Source organism: Streptomyces sp. BYX5S, from assembly GCF_054724165.1.
Map to the genome: position 1 here is coordinate 3516211 of NZ_CM138829.1, position 18341 is coordinate 3534551.

20 protein-coding genes are annotated in these 18341 nt (G+C 72.4%); 10 read left to right on the plus strand and 10 right to left on the minus strand.

The features are described from left to right. The first annotated feature begins 3 nt into the window (after window positions 1-3). A complete protein-coding gene (locus ACYBSK_RS15950) occupies window positions 4-867 on the plus strand; it encodes an Fpg/Nei family DNA glycosylase (protein ID WP_460246556.1) in 864 nt (287 codons plus the stop codon). A gap of 9 nt (window positions 868-876) precedes the next feature. Here ACYBSK_RS15950 and ACYBSK_RS15955 read toward each other — a convergent pair whose 3' ends face one another. Beyond that, window positions 877-1530 carry a zf-HC2 domain-containing protein gene (locus tag ACYBSK_RS15955; protein ID WP_460246557.1) on the minus strand — a complete coding sequence of 218 codons (654 nt, stop codon included), beginning with the start codon at window positions 1528-1530 and terminating at the stop codon, window positions 877-879. Between the two features lie 79 nt (window positions 1531-1609). Between ACYBSK_RS15955 and ACYBSK_RS15960 the strand changes: the two genes are divergently transcribed. From ACYBSK_RS15960 to ACYBSK_RS15975, 4 genes are all read left to right on the plus strand, one after another. Further along, the gene (locus ACYBSK_RS15960; protein WP_457477747.1) at window positions 1610-2344 is read left to right on the plus strand and encodes a LytR/AlgR family response regulator transcription factor; all 735 of its coding nucleotides are present in this window, start codon (window positions 1610-1612) and stop codon (window positions 2342-2344) included. 271 nt (window positions 2345-2615) lie between these two features. Continuing rightward, the gene (locus ACYBSK_RS15965; RefSeq protein ID WP_457481761.1) at window positions 2616-2957 is read left to right on the plus strand and encodes a DUF485 domain-containing protein; all 342 of its coding nucleotides are present in this window, start codon (window positions 2616-2618) and stop codon (window positions 2955-2957) included. After that, window positions 2954-4546 carry a sodium/solute symporter gene (locus tag ACYBSK_RS15970; RefSeq protein ID WP_460246558.1) on the plus strand — a complete coding sequence of 531 codons (1593 nt, stop codon included), beginning with the start codon at window positions 2954-2956 and terminating at the stop codon, window positions 4544-4546. Before ACYBSK_RS15965 ends, ACYBSK_RS15970 begins: the two co-directional genes overlap by 4 nt. Next, complete coding sequence (locus tag ACYBSK_RS15975; RefSeq protein ID WP_457477749.1) at window positions 4543-5736, plus strand: sensor histidine kinase; 1194 nt, start codon at window positions 4543-4545, stop codon at window positions 5734-5736. Before ACYBSK_RS15970 ends, ACYBSK_RS15975 begins: the two co-directional genes overlap by 4 nt. Before the next feature lie 76 nt (window positions 5737-5812). On the opposite strand, the gene ACYBSK_RS15980 is transcribed toward ACYBSK_RS15975, so the two are convergent. The 4 genes from ACYBSK_RS15980 to ACYBSK_RS15995 form a co-directional block, all read right to left on the minus strand. Next, window positions 5813-6334 (minus strand): hypothetical protein, encoded by a 522-nt coding sequence (locus ACYBSK_RS15980; RefSeq protein ID WP_457477750.1) that lies wholly within the window; start codon window positions 6332-6334, stop codon window positions 5813-5815. Window positions 6335-6480: 146 nt separating this feature from the next. Further along, window positions 6481-7017, minus strand: a complete 537-nt coding sequence (locus tag ACYBSK_RS15985; RefSeq protein WP_457477751.1) for a sigma-70 family RNA polymerase sigma factor — start codon at window positions 7015-7017, stop codon at window positions 6481-6483. A gap of 120 nt (window positions 7018-7137) precedes the next feature. Then, the gene (locus ACYBSK_RS15990) at window positions 7138-8559 is read right to left on the minus strand and encodes an amino acid permease (RefSeq protein ID WP_460246559.1); all 1422 of its coding nucleotides are present in this window, start codon (window positions 8557-8559) and stop codon (window positions 7138-7140) included. 108 nt (window positions 8560-8667) lie between these two features. Next, entirely contained in the window at window positions 8668-9129 is a 462-nt protein-coding gene (locus ACYBSK_RS15995; protein ID WP_356380601.1) for a universal stress protein, read from the minus strand. Window positions 9130-9228: 99 nt separating this feature from the next. Here ACYBSK_RS15995 and ACYBSK_RS16000 point away from each other — a divergent pair, with 99 nt between their 5' ends. Next, entirely contained in the window at window positions 9229-10047 is an 819-nt protein-coding gene (locus ACYBSK_RS16000; RefSeq protein ID WP_457477753.1) for a polysaccharide deacetylase family protein, read from the plus strand. 7 nt (window positions 10048-10054) lie between these two features. Here ACYBSK_RS16000 and ACYBSK_RS16005 read toward each other — a convergent pair whose 3' ends face one another. Continuing rightward, window positions 10055-10714, minus strand: coding sequence for a class F sortase (locus ACYBSK_RS16005; protein ID WP_457477754.1), 660 nt, complete (start codon window positions 10712-10714; stop codon window positions 10055-10057). Between the two features lie 210 nt (window positions 10715-10924). Here ACYBSK_RS16005 and ACYBSK_RS16010 point away from each other — a divergent pair, with 210 nt between their 5' ends. After that, window positions 10925-11425 carry a hypothetical protein gene (locus ACYBSK_RS16010; RefSeq protein ID WP_460246560.1) on the plus strand — a complete coding sequence of 167 codons (501 nt, stop codon included), beginning with the start codon at window positions 10925-10927 and terminating at the stop codon, window positions 11423-11425. 81 nt (window positions 11426-11506) lie between these two features. Here ACYBSK_RS16010 and ACYBSK_RS16015 read toward each other — a convergent pair whose 3' ends face one another. From ACYBSK_RS16015 to ACYBSK_RS16030, 4 genes are all read right to left on the minus strand, one after another. Beyond that, window positions 11507-12010, minus strand: a complete 504-nt coding sequence (locus ACYBSK_RS16015) for a hypothetical protein (protein ID WP_457477756.1) — start codon at window positions 12008-12010, stop codon at window positions 11507-11509. A gap of 142 nt (window positions 12011-12152) precedes the next feature. Further along, window positions 12153-12407 carry a hypothetical protein gene (locus ACYBSK_RS16020; protein WP_457477757.1) on the minus strand — a complete coding sequence of 85 codons (255 nt, stop codon included), beginning with the start codon at window positions 12405-12407 and terminating at the stop codon, window positions 12153-12155. Between the two features lie 46 nt (window positions 12408-12453). Beyond that, window positions 12454-13215, minus strand: coding sequence for a bestrophin-like domain (locus tag ACYBSK_RS16025; protein WP_460246561.1), 762 nt, complete (start codon window positions 13213-13215; stop codon window positions 12454-12456). Between the two features lie 63 nt (window positions 13216-13278). Then, entirely contained in the window at window positions 13279-13851 is a 573-nt protein-coding gene (locus tag ACYBSK_RS16030; protein ID WP_457477759.1) for a hypothetical protein, read from the minus strand. A 272-nt stretch (window positions 13852-14123) separates the two neighbouring features. Here ACYBSK_RS16030 and ACYBSK_RS16035 point away from each other — a divergent pair, with 272 nt between their 5' ends. The 3 genes from ACYBSK_RS16035 (at window position 14124) to ACYBSK_RS16045 (ending at window position 18336) form a co-directional block, all read left to right on the plus strand. Further along, complete coding sequence (locus ACYBSK_RS16035; protein WP_460246562.1) at window positions 14124-15083, plus strand: SCO0930 family lipoprotein; 960 nt, start codon at window positions 14124-14126, stop codon at window positions 15081-15083. Between the two features lie 296 nt (window positions 15084-15379). Next, a complete protein-coding gene (locus ACYBSK_RS16040; RefSeq protein ID WP_457477761.1) occupies window positions 15380-16204 on the plus strand; it encodes an SAM-dependent methyltransferase in 825 nt (274 codons plus the stop codon). Continuing rightward, window positions 16201-18336, plus strand: coding sequence for a putative bifunctional diguanylate cyclase/phosphodiesterase (locus tag ACYBSK_RS16045; protein WP_460246563.1), 2136 nt, complete (start codon window positions 16201-16203; stop codon window positions 18334-18336). The genes ACYBSK_RS16040 and ACYBSK_RS16045 overlap by 4 nt, the downstream gene beginning before the upstream one ends. Window positions 18337-18341 lie beyond the last annotated feature (5 nt).

Below are 18341 nucleotides of genomic sequence, written 5' to 3' on the forward strand. Positions count from 1 at the left end.
GGCATGCCGGAGCTCCCCGAGGTCGAAGCGCTCAAGGACTTCCTCACCGAGCACCTGGTGGGACACGACGTCGTGCGTGTCCTGCCGGTCGCCGTGAGCGTCCTCAAGACGTACGACCCCCCGCTCACCGCCCTGGAGGGCCGGACCGTCACGGGCGTGGCGCGGCACGGCAAGTTCCTCGACGTGGCGACCCAGGACGGCCCCCACCTCGTCACCCATCTGGCGCGCGCGGGCTGGCTCCAGTGGAAGGACCGCCTCCCCGACGGCCCGCCCAAGCCCGGCAAGGGACCGCTCGCCCTGCGGGTCGCGCTGGAGACCGGCGCGGGCTTCGACCTCACCGAGGCCGGCACGACGAAGAAGCTCGCCGTCTACGTGGTCCGCGACCCCGGCGACGTACCCGGCGTCGCCCGCCTCGGCCCGGACCCGCTCGCCGAGGACTTCGACGAGGCCGCCCTCGCGCGCCTCCTGGAGGGGGAGCGGCGGCAGATCAAGGGCGCCCTGCGCGACCAGTCGCTCATCGCCGGGATCGGCAACGCCTACAGCGACGAGATCCTGCACGTGGCCCGCATGTCTCCGTTCAAACCGACGTCCCGGCTGAGCGCCGACGACGTGCACACGCTGTACGAGGCGATGCGGACGACGCTCACCGGAGCCGTGGAGCGCTCCCGGGGCGTCGCCGCCGGGCGGCTCAAGGCGGAGAAGAAGAGCGGGCTGCGGGTGCACGGGCGGGCCGGTGAGGCGTGCCCCGTGTGCGGCGACACGATCCGCGAGGTCTCCTTCAGCGACAGTGCGTTGCAGTACTGCCCGACGTGCCAGACGGGCGGGAAGCCGCTCGCCGACCGGCGGATGTCCCGACTGCTCAAGTAGCGCAGCGGGTCACCGCAGGGGAAGCGTCAGCAGCGGCTCCCCGCCCTCCGCCCGCACCTCGAACCGCGCGAGGTCCGCGGGCCGCTCCGCGACGCCGCCGTCCAGCGCCACCTCGTCCCCGCGCACCGCCCACGTCGCCACCGTCTGCTCCGAACCGTCCCGGCCGACCGCGACCAGCTCGCACACCCGGGGGCCGCCCGAGTCACGGATGTCGAGGCCGACCTGCGTGCCCCAGTCCCGGTCGTCCGCCGTCACGGTCGCCGCCACCCCCGTCCCGGCGTCGTGCCCCCGCAGGGTCGCGGTGTGCCCGGCACCGGCGCCGCCCCCGGTGAGCAGCGCGAACCCCTGCCCCGCCGCCGCGAGCACCAGCACCGCCGCGACGGCCGCACCCCACCGTCGGCGCCGCATCCGGCGGTGCACCGCGCCCAGCCGGTCCACGGCACGGTCCAGTAGCGAGGGCGCCGGACGCGCGCACGCCTCCACGCACGGCGGTGTCGCCCGCGCGTAGAGGGCCAACGCGCCGGTCGTGGCCGCCAGTTCACCGACCAGCGCCGAGCACGCGGCGCACTCGGGCAGATGATCCTCGAAGCGGAAGCGTTCCGCGGGGTCGAGAACCCCCAGCGCGTAGGCGCCTACGTCGCGATGCCGTTCCACGGACCACATGCCTTCCTCCGTCTGTCGCCCACCGGTACGCAGGAGGCGGCTGATTCATTCAAGCGACCGCGCGATTACACTCCGCCGCATGCTGCGCGTACTGGCCGTCGACGACGAGGAACCCGCCCTCGCCGAACTCCTGTACCTCCTGCGGGCCGACCCGCGCGTCCGCAGCGCCGAGGGCGCCACCGACGCCAACGAGGCGCTGCGCCGCATCGGCCGCGCCCTCGACGGCGGGGACGGCGCGATCGACGTCCTGTTCCTCGACATCCAGATGGCGGGCCTCTCCGGCCTCGACGTCGCCCGCCTCCTGGCCGGCTTCGCCCGGCCCCCGCTCGTCGTCTTCGTCACCGCCCACGAGGACTTCGCGGTCAAGGCCTTCGACCTGAAGGCCGTCGACTACGTGCTCAAGCCGGTGCGCCGCGAACGCCTCTCCGAGGCCGTGCGCCGGGTCGCCGAACGCGCCGCCTCCGCCGCGCCGCCCGCCACCGTCGCCGACCGCATCCCCGTCGAACTCGGCGGCGTCACCCGGCTCGTCGCCGTCTCCGACATCACCTACGCCGAGGCGCAGGGCGACTACGCGCGCCTGCACACCGAGGACGGCGCCAGCCACCTGGTGCGCATACCGCTGACCACCCTGGAGGAGCGCTGGCAGGAACTCGGCTTCGTCCGCGTCCACCGCAGCCACCTGGTCGCCCTGCACCGCATCGACGAACTCCGCCTCGACGGCGCCGGAATGACCGTCCGGGTCGGCGACTCCGAAATAGCCGTCAGCCGCCGCCACGCCAGCCGCGTCCGCGAACTCCTGATGCGCAGACCGTAACCGTGCGCTTCCCTGCGGGCGGTGCCGCACATCAAGCCCCTGCGGCCCGTGCCTGTCGGCGCCAGCGCATTTCAAGCCCTTGCGTCCCGTGCCTGTCGGCGGCAGCGCATTTCAAGCCCCTGCGGCGATTGAGCAGCGGGGCCCGGGGCGGAGCCCCGCAACCGCACCCCCGTGGAACCGCAACCCACCTCCCGCCCCGAACCACCCCTTCCCCGAACCACCCCCACCTGCCTAAACTCCGCCCGTGCCCGATCACCCGCAACGCGAGACCGTGACCGGCGAACCCCGCCGCCACCCCGGCCCGGCAGGCCTGCGCACCCAGTGGGAGATCGACGAACAGACCACCCTCGGCGCCGCCTACGTCCGCTCCCTCATGCGCAGCCAACTCCGCGCCGGCATCACCGCGTTCATGCTCCTCGCCGTCCCCGTCACCGCCCTGCCCCTGTTCTTCGGCGCCCTGCGCGCCGCCCCCGTGCAGTGGCTCGTCCTCGGCTTCGGCTGCTACCCCTTCCTCGTCCTGATCGCCTGGTGGTACGTGCGCCGCGCCGAGCGCAACGAACGCGACTTCGCCGACCTGGTCCGCGGCCGCCCCTTCGACCACGGCACACCGTGAACGAGGCGTACGCGATCCCCGCGGTGGCCGCCGTCGTCCTCGCCACCGTCCTCATCGGCGGCTTCGGCCTGCGCGTCTCCCGCACGACGTCCGACTTCTACGTGGCGTCGCGCACGGTCGGCCCGCGCCTCAACGCGGCGGCGATCAGCGGCGAGTACCTGTCGGCGGCCTCCTTCCTCGGCATCGCGGGACTGCTCCTCATCCACGGCCCGGACATGCTCTGGTACCCCGTCGGCTACACGGCGGGCTACCTGGTCCTCCTGGTCTTCGTCGCCGCCCCGCTGCGCCGCTCCGGCGCGTACACGCTGCCCGACTTCGCCGAGGGGCGCCTGGAGTCCCGCCAGGTGCGGCGCGTGGTCAGCCTGTTCGTGGTCGGTGCGGGCTGGCTGTACCTGCTGCCCCAACTCCAGGGCGCGGGGCTGACGTTGCAGATCCTCACCGGCGCGCCCCGCTGGTTCGGCGGGACGCTCGTCGCCGCGGTCGTCGTGCTCGCGGTGGCGGCGGGCGGCATGCGCTCGATCACGTTCGTGCAGGCCTTCCAGTACTGGCTCAAGCTGACGGCCCTCCTGGTCCCGGCGTTCTTCCTCCTTCTGACCTGGCACGGCACGGGCGCCCCGCCGCCCGAGGCCACGTCCTTCGACCCGCCGTCCGCCGGGGTCGGCGCGGGCCAGCCGCTCGCCACCAGCCGCGCCGACCACCCGCTCTACGCCACGTACGGCCTGATCATGGCCACGTTCCTCGGCACGATGGGCCTGCCGCACGTCGTCGTCCGCTTCTACACCAGCCCCAACGGCCGCGCCGCCCGCCGCACCACGGTCGTCGTCCTCGCCCTGATCGGCCTCTTCTACCTGCTGCCGCCCGTGTACGGCTGGCTCGGCCGCCTCTACGCGCCCGAACTCATCGCCACCCAGGACGCCGACGCCACCGTCCTGCTGCTGCCGGGCAGGGTCTTCGACGGGGTGGCGGGCGACCTGCTCGGGGCGCTGGTCGCGGGCGGCGCGTTCGCGGCGTTCCTGTCCACCGCGTCGGGGCTGACGATGGCGGTGGCCGGAGTCGTCAGCCAGGACGTCCTCCAGGCGCGCGGCGTACGGCACTTCAGGCTCGCCGTGCTCCTCGCCATCGCCGTTCCGCTCGGCGGGGCGCTCCTGGTGGACGGGGTGCCGGTCGCGGACGCGGTGGGCATGGCGTTCGCGGTGTCGGCGTCCTCGTTCTGCCCGCTGCTGATCCTCGGCATCTGGTGGCGCGGCCTCACCCCGCCGGGCGCCCTCGCGGGCCTCTTCCTCGGCGGCGGCTCGGCCCTGGTCGCGGTGGCGCTGACCGTGGCCGGGACGGTCACCTCCGGCTGGCTGCACACCCTGCTCGCCTGGCCGGCCGTCTGGTCGGTGCCGGTCGGTTTCCTGGCGATGATCCTGGTCTCGCTGGCGACACGGGACGCGATCCCGCCGCACACGACGGCGACGATGACGCGGCTGCACCTCCCGGAGGCGCTGTGGTCGGGGGCGCTGCGCGACCGCGGGCCGCAGCAGTCCGACGGGCCGCCCTCCGCCGCCGCCCGGCACCGGCCCCCGACGGCCGGAGGCGCCCCGTGAGCGGCACGGTCACCGCCGTCCTCATCGCCCTGTGCCCCCTCCTGCTCGGCGCCGGGTACCTGCTGGGGCGGCGCAGCGCCCACCCCGAGGGACGCAGCGACGTCGGGACGCCCGTCGAGCGCGCCACCTTCGAGACCCTCCACACCGCCTCCCTCGCCGCCCCGGCCCTGCGCGCGGGCCTCACCGAGGACACCGCCCGCAAGTCCGCGCGCCGCCTGCGCACGCTCCTCGGCACCGACGCCCTCGCCGTCACCAACCGCTCCACGGTCCTCGCCTGGGACGGCGCGGCCGAACACGCCCACACCGGCCAGGTGATGGAGCAGGTCGCCCCGGTCCTCGCGGGCGGCCGCAGCGCCGCGTTCGGCTGCGGGTGCCCGGACGACGACTGTGCGCAGCGGTGGGCCGTGGCCGCGCCGGTGGTCGCGGACGGCCGGGTGCTCGGCGCCGTCGTCGCCTACGCCGCCCGCGAGTCCGCGGTGCTGGCCCGCGCCACCGACGAGGTCGCCCGCTGGGTCTCCGTCCAGCTCGAACTCGCCGAACTGGACCGCTCCCGCACCCGCCTGATCGAGGCGGAGATCAAGGCGCTGCGCGCGCAGATATCGCCGCACTTCATCTTCAACTCGCTGGCGGCGATCGCCTCGTTCGTCCGCACCGACCCCGAGCGGGCCCGTGAACTCCTGCTGGAATTCGCCGACTTCACCCGCTACTCGTTCCGCCGCCACGGCGACTTCACCACGCTCGCCGACGAACTCCACTCCATCGACCAGTACTTGGCGCTGGTGCGCGCCCGCTTCGGTGACCGGCTCTCCGTGACGCTCCAGATCGCCCCGGAGGTCCTCCCGGTCACCCTGCCGTTCCTGTGCCTGCAACCGCTCGTCGAGAACGCGGTCAAGCACGGCCTGGAGGGCGCCGTCACCCGCAGCCGCATCTCCATCGGCGCCACCGACGCGGGCGCCGAGGCCGAGGTCGTCATCGAGGACGACGGCGTCGGCATGAACCCCGCCGAGCTCCGTGCGATCCTGCGCGGCGAGGGCGGCCAGGGCCGCGGCATCGGCCTGTCGAACGTCGACGAACGGCTCCGCCAGGTCTTCGGCGACGCGTACGGCCTGGTGATCGAGACCGCGGAGGGTGCGGGCATGAAGATCACGATCCGGATCCCGAAGTACCGGGCGGGCGTGTACGCGCCGTAGCGGTCCGCGCTTCCGGAACAGGGAGCTTCCGGAACAGGGAGCTTCCGGAACAGAGAGCTTCTGGAACAGGGAGCTTCTAGAACAGGGAGATCGCCAAGTGGCCCAGCGGTAAGCCCAGTTGCCACGCGGGCGTCCACACCTGGGGCCCGTCCTCCTCGTCCGGCACGGGCACCGCGTCGAGGTCGGGGGCGAGCAGCTCGGTCTCCTCCAGCCATCTCCACGCGGCCTCCGCGAGCAGCAGGTCCGGGGAGGGCCGCCGCGCGCCCGCGTCCAGGTCGAGGCGCTCCGCGAACCGGTCGCGCACCCACGACTGCCACGGCTGGTCGTACGCCGTGAGCGACAGCCAGGTCTCCAGCTGCGACACGACGCGGATCCCGGACAGCTCGTCGCCCGCGTCGGACAGATAGATCGTCAGGGCGAGCGCGTCGCGCCCCGCCTTGAACTCGAAGGACGTCGGCGGCATCAGGTCGCCCGTCCGCAACAGCTCGTCCGCGATGTACTCCGCGTACAACCACGCCATGGGGACGACGAGGCCGCCGCCCGGTCCGCCCTCGGGTCCGGGCACGCCGTCCGTGCCCTCATCGCTCCCGTACCGCATCGCTTCCCGCCTTCCTCCGGTCCGTGCGCTTCGCCGGCCCCCGGACCCACCCGTCTCGACTCACCGGGGAGGACAGCGGATTACTCAACCGAGGATTGGGGGTGCGGAGCAAGGCGCTTTGCCAATGCTTGACCCGGCCCCCGGTTTCACCGCAGGTCGGGCGCGTACCCCGGAAGGACCCGCCGCAACGCCCGCAACGCGTAGTACGCACGGGACTTCACGGTACCCGGGGGAATGCCGAGCGCGCGTGCGGCCTCCGCCACACTCGCGCCCTTGAAGTAGACCTCCAGGAGCACGGCCCGGTGGTCGGGGCTGAGTGTCGCCACGGCCTCCCGCACGTCGAGCGCGGCCGCAGAGCGCTCCGCGTGGTCCGCGCACACCCGGGCGTTCTCCAGGACCGTGCCGCCCACCTCCGGGGGCCGCGCGAGGCGCGCCCTGCGGGCGTCGATGGCGAGCCGCCGCCCGACCGTGAACAGCCAGGGCCGCACCGACTCGTACTCCGAGTCGAGGGCCTCCGGATGCTGCCAGGCGCGTACGTACGTCTCCTGGACGAGGTCCTCCGCGCGCCCCGCGTCACCGTCGCACAGGCGCAGCAGGAACGAGAACAGCGGCCCGCCGTGCTCCCGCTGGACCTGGGCGAGGTGCTCCTCCGTCGTCGTGCGTGTCCTGAGCGCCGTCGTCATGGCCGTATGGCAACCCAGCCCGCCCGGCCCGCCCAGGGGCCGCGCGGGGATCTGCGGCGGGCGGGTCCAAGCCGTCGACGAGCGGTGCGGTGAGCGGGACGGGCGGCGGCAGCGGCCGGATCAGTCGGAGGTACGGGCCAGTTCGGACTTGCGGTACGAGTAGCCGAAGTAGATGACCAGACCGATCAGGAACCACACGGCGAACCGCACCCACGTCTGCCACTGGAGGAACGTGATCAGCCAGATCGAGAAGACGATGCCGAGGGCGGGCACGAACGGCATGGCGGGCGTGCGGAACGTGCGCGGCAGCTCCGGCTGCCGGTAGCGGAGCACGATGACCGCGACGCACACCACCACGAACGCCAGCAGGATGCCGATGTTGGTGAGTTCGGCCGCCTCGCCGATCGGCAGGAACCCCGCGATGGCGGCGGAGCAGACACCGACGATCCACGTCACACGCGTCGGCACGTGCCGCGTCGGGTGGGTCTTCGCGAACCACTTGGGCAGCAGCCCGTCGCGCGACATCGAGAACCACACGCGCGTGACACCCAGCATGAACGTGAACATCACGGTGAGGATGCCGATGATCGCGCCCACCGCGATCACGTCCGCGAGCCCGCTCAGCCCCACCGACTTGAACGCCGTCGAGAAGCCGCTCTCCGGGTCGATGTCCTTGTAGTTCTGCATCCCGGTCAGGACCAGGCAGGCGAGCACGTACAGGACCATCGAGATCGCCAGGGAGTAGATGATCGCCTTCGGCATGTGCCGCTGCGCGTCCTTCGACTCCTCGGCCGCCGTCGACATCGCGTCGTAGCCGAAGACCGCGAAGAAGACGGTGGCCGCGCCCGTGAACGCGCCGCCGACGCCGAACGGGAAGAACGGCGTGTAGTTGTCCGAGTTGATGTGGAAGACGCCGACGCCGATGACGAGCAGCACGACGAGGACCTTGAGGACGACCACGAAGGTCTCGAAGCGGGCCGCGTTCTTCATGCCCATGTTGAGCAGCCACGCGATGAGCAGACAGAGCACGGCGGCGAACAGGTCGACCTTGTGGCCGCCGCCCGTGCCCGGCGCGCCCAGCATCCAACTCGGCAGGTCGAGACCCATCTCGCCGAGCAGGAAACTGAAGTAGCCGGAGATGCCGATCGCGACGACCGCGACGATCGCCGTGTACTCCAGGAGCAGGTCCCAGCCGATGAACCAGCCGGCCAGCTCCCCGAGCACCGCGTAGCCGTACGTGTAGGCGGACCCGGCCTTCGGGATGAGCCCGGCGAACTCCGCGTACGACAGGGCGGCCGCGGCGCTCGCGACGCCCGCGATGAGGAACGAGACGAGGACCGCCGGACCCGCCGTGCCGTTGGCGACGGTGCCGGCGAGGGTGAAGATGCCCGCGCCGATGATGCCGCCGACACCGATCGCGGTGAGCTGCCACAGGCCGAGCGAGCGGGTGAGCTTACCGCCGGACTCCGTGTCGTCGATCTGCTCGATGGGCTTGCGGCGCAGCACGCCCTGCCCTCTTGAGATCTTCGGGGGGACGGTCATGGGGGACCTCACCTCTTCGCTGCTGCGACGACGGCTGACGGCCGATCATGATGCCCCCGGGGCGACGGCGAAGGAAGACAGCAGCGCCGGTGAGCCACCCACTGAGCCCTACGGGACGACCGTGACCGGCCAGCGCCCCGCCTTCACCAGACGCACCGCGACCGAGCCGACGATGCGGTGACCGGCCTGCTCGGAGGCGCCGACCACGACCGCGTCCGCCTTCAACTCGTCGGCGGCCGTGACCAGGCCGTTGAACGGGTCGCCGCGGAAGGTGTGGAACTCCCAGCGCACGTCGTATATGTCCTTCACGCGCGCGGCCGACGCCCGGATCTCCTGGATGAGGCCCTCCGCGATCTCGTCGGTCGTCTCGGCGACGGGCACCCCCAGCGCGGCGCCGCCCGTCATCACGGGCTGCACGTAGACGACGGCCAGCAGGGCGCGCTGCCGACGGGCGAGGCCCCCGGCGTAGGCCGCCGCGCGGAACGAGGAATCGGAGCCGTCGACACCCACGACGATCACTTTCGGTCCGTCGGTGCCACGTTCGAACTGATGGGGCTGCTCTTCGGTCACGCGGCAGAGGTTAACCGAGAAGCCGCCGATCAGGTGCTTTCCCGCGTCCCATCCGGTGGTTCCGGGTGCGACGCCCGCGCGCCGTGTCACGCATCTAACATGACAAACCATCAGGAGCCCCCGGGGCGGCGCGCGATGCTGCGCGGCGCCACCGCCGTCGCCCTGGCCGCGCTCACCGGCTGCGCCGGCGCGGAGCCGACCGCCACCGCGCCGCCGGCGGGCGGGGCCGCCCGTCCCGTACGCGAACCGTCCGCGTACCGGCTGCGCCCGCTGACCGGCCACGGCCCGCGGCCGACCGGACTGACGGTCCGCGAGGCACCTGTCCTGCGCCTGGACACCGCGCCCGGCGACCGCGCCATGGCGCTCACCTTCGACGACGGACCCGACCCCGCGTACACGCCCGAGATCCTGCGGATCCTGCGCGCGCACGACGTGCGCGCGACGTTCCTCGTGTGCGGCGGCAGGGCGCGGCAGAGCCCCGACCTGCTGCGCAGGATGGCCGACGCCGGACACGTCATCGGCAACCACACCTGGACGCACCCGCTGCTGCTCAAGCTGGACCGGGCGCGGATCCGCGCCGAGATCGAACGCACCAGTGACCTCGTCGAGCGCACCGTCGGCGAACCGCCCCGCTGGTTCCGGGCGCCCTACGGAGCGTGGAACCGGAACGTCTTCGAGGTGGGCACCGAACTCGGCATGGAGCCCCTCGCCTGGACCGTGGACTCGCTCGACTGGGACAACCCCGGCGCCCCGACGGTGATCTCCCGCGTGGTCGAGGGAGCGGCACCCGGTGTCATCGTGCTCAACCACGACGCGGGCGGCGACCGCTCACAGACCCTCACCGCGGTGCGCGACTACCTGCCGCGCCTCATCGACGCCGGATACCGCCTGACGGTTCCGCGCCCCACCGGCGTCTGACATGACCTCAGCGCGTCGACACCAGCCGGGCGAACGCCACGACATTCGCCTCGTACCCGTCCCGCCGCGAAAAGCGGCCGCCGCAGGTGATGAGCCGCAACTCCGGCGTCGCGCCCGAGCGGTAGACCTTCCGGCCGGGAAAACCCGACTTCGGGTAGACCTCCACTCCGTAGACCCGGAAGACGGCCGTCCGGCCGTCCGCGCGGCGGATCTCCACGTGGTGGCCCCTGCGCAGCGAACCCAGACCGTAGAAGACGGCGGGGCCGCGCGCGTTGTCGACGTGGCCGACGACGACCGCGGTGCCGCGTTCGCCGGGCGAGGCCGCGCCCGTGAACCAGCCCGCCAGGTTCGGCTCCTTCGGCGGCGGCGCGTCCACCCAGCCGTCGGCATCCAGGCCGACCTCGGTGGCCGGGGCGTCGACCCGGATCGCCGGGATCCGCACCCGCTCGACCGGCGAGAACGGCAACGGTCGGGGGCCCGCGTCCCGCGCCGGCGCCGGTTCGCGGCGGTCGGCGGCTGCGGCCGACGCGGGCTGCGGCGGACCCTCGTCGAGTGCGCCCGACCCGTTGCGGACGAGTGCGAGACCGGTGAGCAGGACCAGCGCGAGCACCCCCCAAGGGGCACGCTTTCTCGGCTGTTCCTCATCCCCGAAAGGCCGGTTGGACATGGGGGAACGCTAAGTCGGGCCCGAACGCCGGGCGACGGGACGAGCGCGAACGGGTGGCTTCCGCGCGAAATGGCCGCCCTCTGCGCACACCGGTCGGCGCATTACCGAAATGCGTTCCCGAACAAGGCAGCCGAGGGCGTGTCCGCAGGACGCGCCCACCGAAATTCCCCGCAACCGAATAGCGGGGACCGTCTTTCACGGAGGAATTCCATGCGCCGCACGATCCGTGCTCTCGCCGTGTCCGCCCTCGCCGCCTCGGCCCTCGCGCTCGCCGCCCCCGCGGCGACCGCCTGGACCGACCCGGCGCACCTGAAGGCCGCCCAGAAGCTCGTGCCGCGCGGCGGCCGGGTCACCGTCACCGTGGACGGCACCAAGTGCCAGTCGGGCTCCACCGCCACGTCCGACGCCTTCGGCACCGTGCGCCTGCTGAACGCGGGCGGCGAGCGGGCCGGAGCGACCACCACCGTGCGCGACGACGCAGGACCGGGCGCGCACGACGTCACCGTCCACTGCCAGGGGGCGAGCCTCACCAGACCCGCCGCCTTCACCGTCGTCCACGGCGGAGTGCGCGGCGGCGTCGGCGGAGCGGCCGCGCCCGGCGCGAGCCCCACCGACATGGTGGTCGGCTCGGTGCTGATCACCACGGCGCTGGTGGGCGGCGCCGTACTCTGGTTCCGCGGCCGGTCCGGCGGCCGCACGGCCCAGCCGTAGCCGTACGAGCCGTGGCCGTACCCGCCGGTGCCCCGTGGACCACGTGGTCCACGGGGCACCGGCAGGTGTGCGGGCGGCGGTTCAGGCCCCGCGGCTCGCCGTACGGCGGCGGGCCACGACGTACGCGGTGCCGAGCGCGCCCGCGATGAGCGCGCCGCCGAGGGCGACCTCCCGCACGTCCAGCCCGCCGGCGCTGCCGCCGATGCCCGCCTTCACGCCCTGGGGGACGGGGCTGGGCGAGGGGGAGTCGGGGCGGCCGGTGGCGATGGTGAGATCGACCCTGCGGGGCTGGCCGCCGTCACAGGTGAACGTCACCGTGTAGGCGGCGCCCTGTTTCGCGTCCCAGTCGACCGGGACGCTGCGTGGGCCGTCGCCCTTGTGCATCGTGACGGAGTCGAAGATCCCGGCCGACACTCTCGTGTCCCCGGAACAGCCCGAGGCCGACAGCGTCACCTCGCCGCCCGCGGCGATCGTGGTGGGGGAGATGCTCGGCCGGAAGGAGTCGTCGGCGTGCGCCGAGGGCGCGGTGAGCGTCAGGGCGGTGAGCGAGAGCGCGGCGGCGGATGCGGCACGTATCGCGTGCATAGGGGTTCCTCCGGGGTCCACGAGGAGCAGCAGCGGACCGGTTCCGCGCGTTGGGGACAGGCACCTCGATGCCCGAAACGCTAAGGACGGCCCCGGACGGCCGCGATCCCTGTCGTGCGAACGGGGCACACATGTGGGCCGGTCAGGCGACCCCCGGGCCGTGGCTGCGCCCTCCCGGCCCCGTGCCGTGCCATACGTGCGGGCCCGCGCCGCGCCACTCCACGAGGTGCGGGTCGTCGAGCGTCAGGTCGGCCTCGCCGAACCCGGCGCGACGCAGCAGCGCGGTGAGATCCGCGTCGCTGTGGGCCAGGCCGAGCGCCTGGCCGCGTACGGAGACATGCCGGCCACCCGCCGGGGCGGGCGGGTGGACGACGATCGGGGCGTGCCATCGGGTCATGTGTCACAGAGTGCTGCGCGCCGGGGCGGAGCGCAGCCCCGCGCGGTCACTGGGCTCCGGGGAACAGCGCCAGGAACGGTTCCGCCGTGGCCGCGACACCGCGGCTGTAGGGCGCGTCGAAGTCCCAGATGAGGAAGAGCAGGAACGCGATCAGGGACGAGAAGAGCCCGGCGAGGAGCAGTTCGCGGGGGGTGCGCCGGATCTGGAGCGCGAAGATCATGCCGATGGTCACCAGCGCGCCGATGATCAGGCCGAACCAGACGACGCCCGGCATCGTGGCCCCCGCCGAGTCCGCCCGCGCGCCCCGCGCCTCGTCGGCGGCCGTCACGTGGTCGAGGAGCGGTTGGTAGGCCTGCGCCTGGAAGTCGTTCTTCGGTTCGAAGTCGGTGACGTCCTCGCGCACCTTCGCCAGCAGCGCGTCGCCCTTGGGTGTCAGTTCGCTGTGCGTGCGCATCGACTCCCACTCGGTCGTCACGACATGGCTGACATACCTGTCGACATCCGCGCGAATCCCGTCGCGGACGTCGGCCGGGTAGACGCGGACGCGTTCGTGGACCTCGTGCAGCGCCTGCGCCTCGTTGCGGACGTGGTCCTCGGCCGCGTTGCGCGCCTCCCAGACGCCGGCGATGGCGAGACCGAGGACGATCGCGTAGACCACGCCGATCATCATCGTCATGTACTCGATGACGTCCGGGGTCTCGGACGGGTCGTCGTCATCGCCGATTCTGCGCTGCTGGAGCACCTGTACGACGAGGACGACACCGCATACCGCGAGCATCGCGAGGGCGAGAACAAGCCATTCCGACATCGACAGCTCCACAAGGATTCAACAAATTCAGCAGGTTCAGCGGACTCGGCGGCCACAACGGCCTCAGCGGGGACGCAGCGCGGCGACCGCGAGCACCGCGGGCGCGGTGATGAGCAGGGTGAGCGTGACCAGGGACGGGCCGCCGCGCGGCGGGGCGCGGTGCGCGGTGGGGCGGTAGGCCGGGTAGTGCACGGCCTTCGGGGTGGGGGACGGGCGCTCGGTGCGCGTCGGTGTCGGCTTCGGCTTCGGCTCCGGTTTCGGGGGCGGCGCGGGCGCGGGCGGCGGTGGAGGCGGCGGTGTGGGGGTGGGCGTGGGTGTCGGTGGTGGTGGGGGCGGTGGAGGAGGCGGAGGCGGAGGCGGCGGTGCCGGCTTGGGAGGCGGCGGCTTGGGCGTGGGCTTCGGCGGTTTCGGCGGGGGAGTGGTGGGGCCCGCGGTGCAGGTGACGCCGCTGCCCGCGACCGCCACCGCGTCGCCCGACGCGCCGCCGTCCACGGAGGCGTACGCGCAGCTGTCGGCCGGGGCGAGGAGCGGCGCCGGGGCGGCGGCCGCGCTCGGGGCGCCGCACAGCCAGGCCGTGGCGACCACCGCGACGACACGGGTGGCCAGGGCGGAGGTCGGGCGCTTGGTTCGATGCACGACGAAGATCCTGAGCGCCCGCGGGGCCCGGCACGCCGGGTCGGGCAGGGAATGATCCGAACGTGGGGTGCGGGAGCATCCGCGTTTGCCGCCGTGCGCCGGTGATCACCGGGCGTGCGCCCCGTGCGCCCCGGCCCGCCGTCGGGCCCCACCCGCCTCAGCGGAAGAAATCTTGCCCCGCATTGAACACAGGCGTCACCGCCACCCGTACCTAGGGCCATGTGCGGACCGCTCGGGCCCGCACAACACCCAAGCATTGTGCGGGAGTTGAGATGAAGACCTCCTGGCGGAGCGCCTCGCTCGTAGCGACAGCTGCGGCCCTGCTGGCGCTGACGACGGCGTGCGGTCAGGATCAGGGCGACCAGTCCGCGGCCGGTCAGAACGTGGGCAACGCGGCCCCGGCCGACGGCGGTTACGGGTCCTCCGACGGCTACGGCTCGTCGGACGGCTCCGAGAAGAGCGCGGCCAAGGCGAAGTCCGCGGGTCAACTCGCCTCGTGGGACAGCGCGGAACTCGGCAAGGTGCTGACCGACAGCGACGGCATGACCCTGTACCGCTTCGACAAGGACACCGCGCAGCCGCCCAAGTCGAACTGCGACGCGGCCTGCCTGAAGATGTGGCCCGCCGTGCCGGCGAGCGGCGCCAAGGCCGCGCCGGGCGTGGACGACTCGCTGCTCGGCGAGGTCACCGCCGCCGACGGCACGAAGCAGCTGACCGTCGACGGCTGGCCCATGTACCACTACGCGGAGGACAAGAAGGCCGGGGACGCCAAGGGCCAGGGCGTGGGCGGCACGTGGTGGGCCGCGGCCCCCGACGGCAAGAAGGCGAACCAGAAGGCCGAGGAGGAGGCGGGGGCCCAGCCGGCCGACCTCAAGGGCCTGTCCACGCGCAAGGATCCGAAGCTCGGCGAGATCGTCGTCGACAAGAACGGCATGACCGTCTACCGCTTCCTCAAGGACTCGGCGTGGCCCATCAAGTCGAACTGTGTCGGTGCCTGTGCCGAGAAGTGGCCGGCGGTCGCTCCGGTTGCGAAGAACGACACACAGAATATTCCACTGAAGGGCTACATGACCTTCACGAGGTCCGACGGAACGAAGCAGCAGACCCTGAACTGCTGGCCCGTCTACACCTTCGCCGGTGACAAAGAGCCAGGTGACACGAACGGACAGGGCGTCGGCGGTACGTGGTACGCGGCGGCTCCGGATGGAAAGCCGGTAGGCGCTCCCAAGTAACAACCGTTCGGGGTCCAGTGCGTTCGGCAAGGGCCTCACAGTAGAGTCGTCAACGGAATTGGCGCGTTGCCGGTCCGTTCCCCGCATGGCCAGCTCAGGCCGTGTGAAGGGAGCGGGCCGGTTCTTTTCGTCGTGGAAAGAGAAGGTTTCGGGATGGTTTCGGATCGTTGCCGATTGGCACGTGACGGAGGCAGTGACCGGGAACGGACGGTCAATTTCCGTTTTGACTCGCTCCTTTGGCGGTGGATCAGTAGCCTCTGCTCGAACACCGGCTCCCCTACGCCATGGAGACCTTGATGCAGCGACCCGCCTGGGCCCCTCAGGGCATCGACATCTCGGTGCCCAGTGTGTCCCGTATTTACGACTTCTACCTGGGCGGTTCGCACAACTTCGAGGTCGACCGGGAGGCGGCGCGCAAGGCGATGGAGTTCCTGCCGGGGCTGCCGAAGATCATGCAGGCGAACCGGGCGTTCATGCGCCGGGCCGTGCGGTACGCCGCGGGGCTCGGCATCACGCAGTTCCTCGACATAGGTTCCGGCATACCGACGTTCGGCAATGTCCACGAGGTGGCCCAGCGGGCGAGCCCCGGAGCGCGCGTGGTCTACGTCGACCACGACCCGGTGGCCGTCGCGCACAGCAGGGCGGTCCTGGAGGGCGTGCCGGGAGCCGGTGTGGTGGCGGCGGATCTGCGCAGGCCGCGGGAGATCCTTCAGAGCCCCGAAGTCGGTGAACTGCTCGACCTGGAGCGGCCGGTGGCCCTCCTCCTCGTCGCCGTCCTGCACTTCGTCGAGGAGGCCGACGACCCGTACGGGGCCGTGGCCGAACTCAGTAGGGCGCTGGCCCCCGGAAGCCTGCTGGTCGTGACACATGCCACCAATGAGGGCATGCCCATAGCGACGGAACGGGCGGACGGCATGGCCGACGTCTATCGCAACGACGTCCGCAATCCGCTGATTATGCGGAACAAGGACGAGATCAAACGGTTCTTCAAGGGGTACGACGTGGTCGAACCGGGCATTGTGGCGATGCCGGTGTGGCGGCCTGACAACGCACCGCAGGACATCCAGGACGCGGACCCGTACACCTTCGCGGGCTATGTGGGAGTGGGGCGCAAGGCGTGACTGCTGCATCAGACAGAGTGCGCGGGTTCGCCGTGCTCTGGAGCCGGGCCATCTTCCCGGTCACGGCGACCTCCCTGACCCGGCACGAGTTCGAGGACGAACTCGTGCCGCTCGTCCGCGGGCTGCGTGCCGCGCTCACCGCGCCGAGCCTGGACGGCGCCGCGGTACGGGCCGTCGGAGCGGCCCTCGTCGAGGCGCACTGCACCGACCCCGAGGCGCTCACCCACACCCTCGGCGTGGTGGAGGAACACCTCGTCGCGCACTGCGGTGGGACGGAGCGCGGCGCGGAGCGGCAGGCGGAGCTGCGGTCCCGCTGCATCCGCCTCCAGCACGCGCTGGCCGCCGGCTTCGCGGCCGCGCTGCGGGAGCGCACCCGCACCGAGCAGGAGGCCATATCGCGGGCCGCGCTCAACGCCCGCAGCGCCGTCGCCGAGGCGCTGCACGCCAGCGAGGCCAAGTTCCGCGCGGTGTTCCACGGCGCCGCGATCGGCATCGGCATCGCGGACCTCGACGGCACCATCCTCGAGGTCAACGACACGATGGTGCGGATGTTCGGCGGCAGCCGGCAGCAGCTGCTGAGCCGCAAGGCCCACGAGCTGACCCACCCCGACGACGACCCGAACATCTGGCGCATGTACGGCGAGCTGGTGCAGGGACAGCGGGAGCACTACCGCGTCGAGAAGGCGTACTCGCGCCCGGACGGCACCGCCCTGTGGACGAACCTGACGGTGTCACTGCTGCGGGACGCCGACGGTGCCCCGCAGTACCAGCTGGCGCTGATGGAGGACGTGACCGAGCGCCGGCTGCTGAACCTGCGGCTGCGCTACGAGGCCACGCACGACGCGCTCACCGGACTCCCCAACCGCACCCTGTTCTTCGAGCGCCTGGAGAAGGTGCTCAGCGCGGGCAACGGGATGCGCTTCGGCCTGTGCTACCTCGACCTCGACGGCTTCAAGACCATCAACGACAGTCTCGGCCACGCGGCCGGTGACCGGCTCCTCGTCGAGGTCGCCGACCGCCTCCAGGCCTGCGCCACCGCGCCCGGCGAGATGGTGGCACGGCTCGGTGGCGACGAGTTCGTGGCCCTGACCACCGGCCGCGACACCGAGGCCGAGGTCGACGAGCTGGCCGGGCGCATCATGCACGCCCTGGCCACCCCCATCCGCATCGACGGCCGCGAACTCACCGTGCGCGGCTCGGTCGGCATCGTCGAGGGCCCGGCCGCCGAGCGCAGCCCCGCCGAGGTGCTGCGCAGCGCCGACATCACGATGTACCGGGCCAAGTCGGCGGGCGGCAACCGCTACGAGGTGGCCGACCCCGAGGCCGACGCGCGGGCCATCACCCGGCACGGTCTGACGACGGCGCTGCCCGCGGCCCTCGACCGCGGCGAGTTCTTCATCGAGTACCAGCCGCTGGTCCACCTCGGTGACGGCAGCGTGCGCGGCGCCGAGGCCCTGGTCCGCTGGCTGCACCCGCAGCACGGTGTCCTCGGCCCCGACCGGTTCATCCCGCTCGCCGAACACACCGGCCTGATCGTGCCGCTCGGCCGCTGGGTCCTCGAGGAATCGGTCCGCCAGGCGCGGGTCTGGCAGGACCGGTACGAGGAAGCGGGCCCGTTCCGCATCAACGTCAACCTGTCCCCGATGCAGCTGACCCACCCGGGCCTGGTCGCGGACACCGTCGACATCCTGGAGCGCTTCGGCCTCGAACCGGACGCGCTGTGCCTGGAGGTGACGGAGTCGGCCCTGATCGGCGCGGACGACGACCTTCTGAAGCCGCTGCGCAACCTCTCCGAGATGGGCGTCGACATCGCCCTCGACGACTTCGGCACCGGTTACTCGAACCTCGCGAACCTGCGCCGTCTGCCGGTGAACGTCCTCAAGCTGGACCGGTCCTTCACGCAGGGCATGCAGCAGTTCCCCGCCGACCCCGTCGACCTGAAGATCGTCGAGGGCATCGTCTCCCTCGCCCACAGCCTCGACCTCTCCGTCACCGTCGAGGGCGTCGAGACCGGCGCCCAGGCCGAGCAGCTCCGCCACCTGGGCTGCGACACCGCCCAGGGCTGGTACTACGCCCGCCCCGGCCCGCCGGACCGCCTCCACGAGCTGGCGCTCGCCGACGCGACGGGGTGAGCACC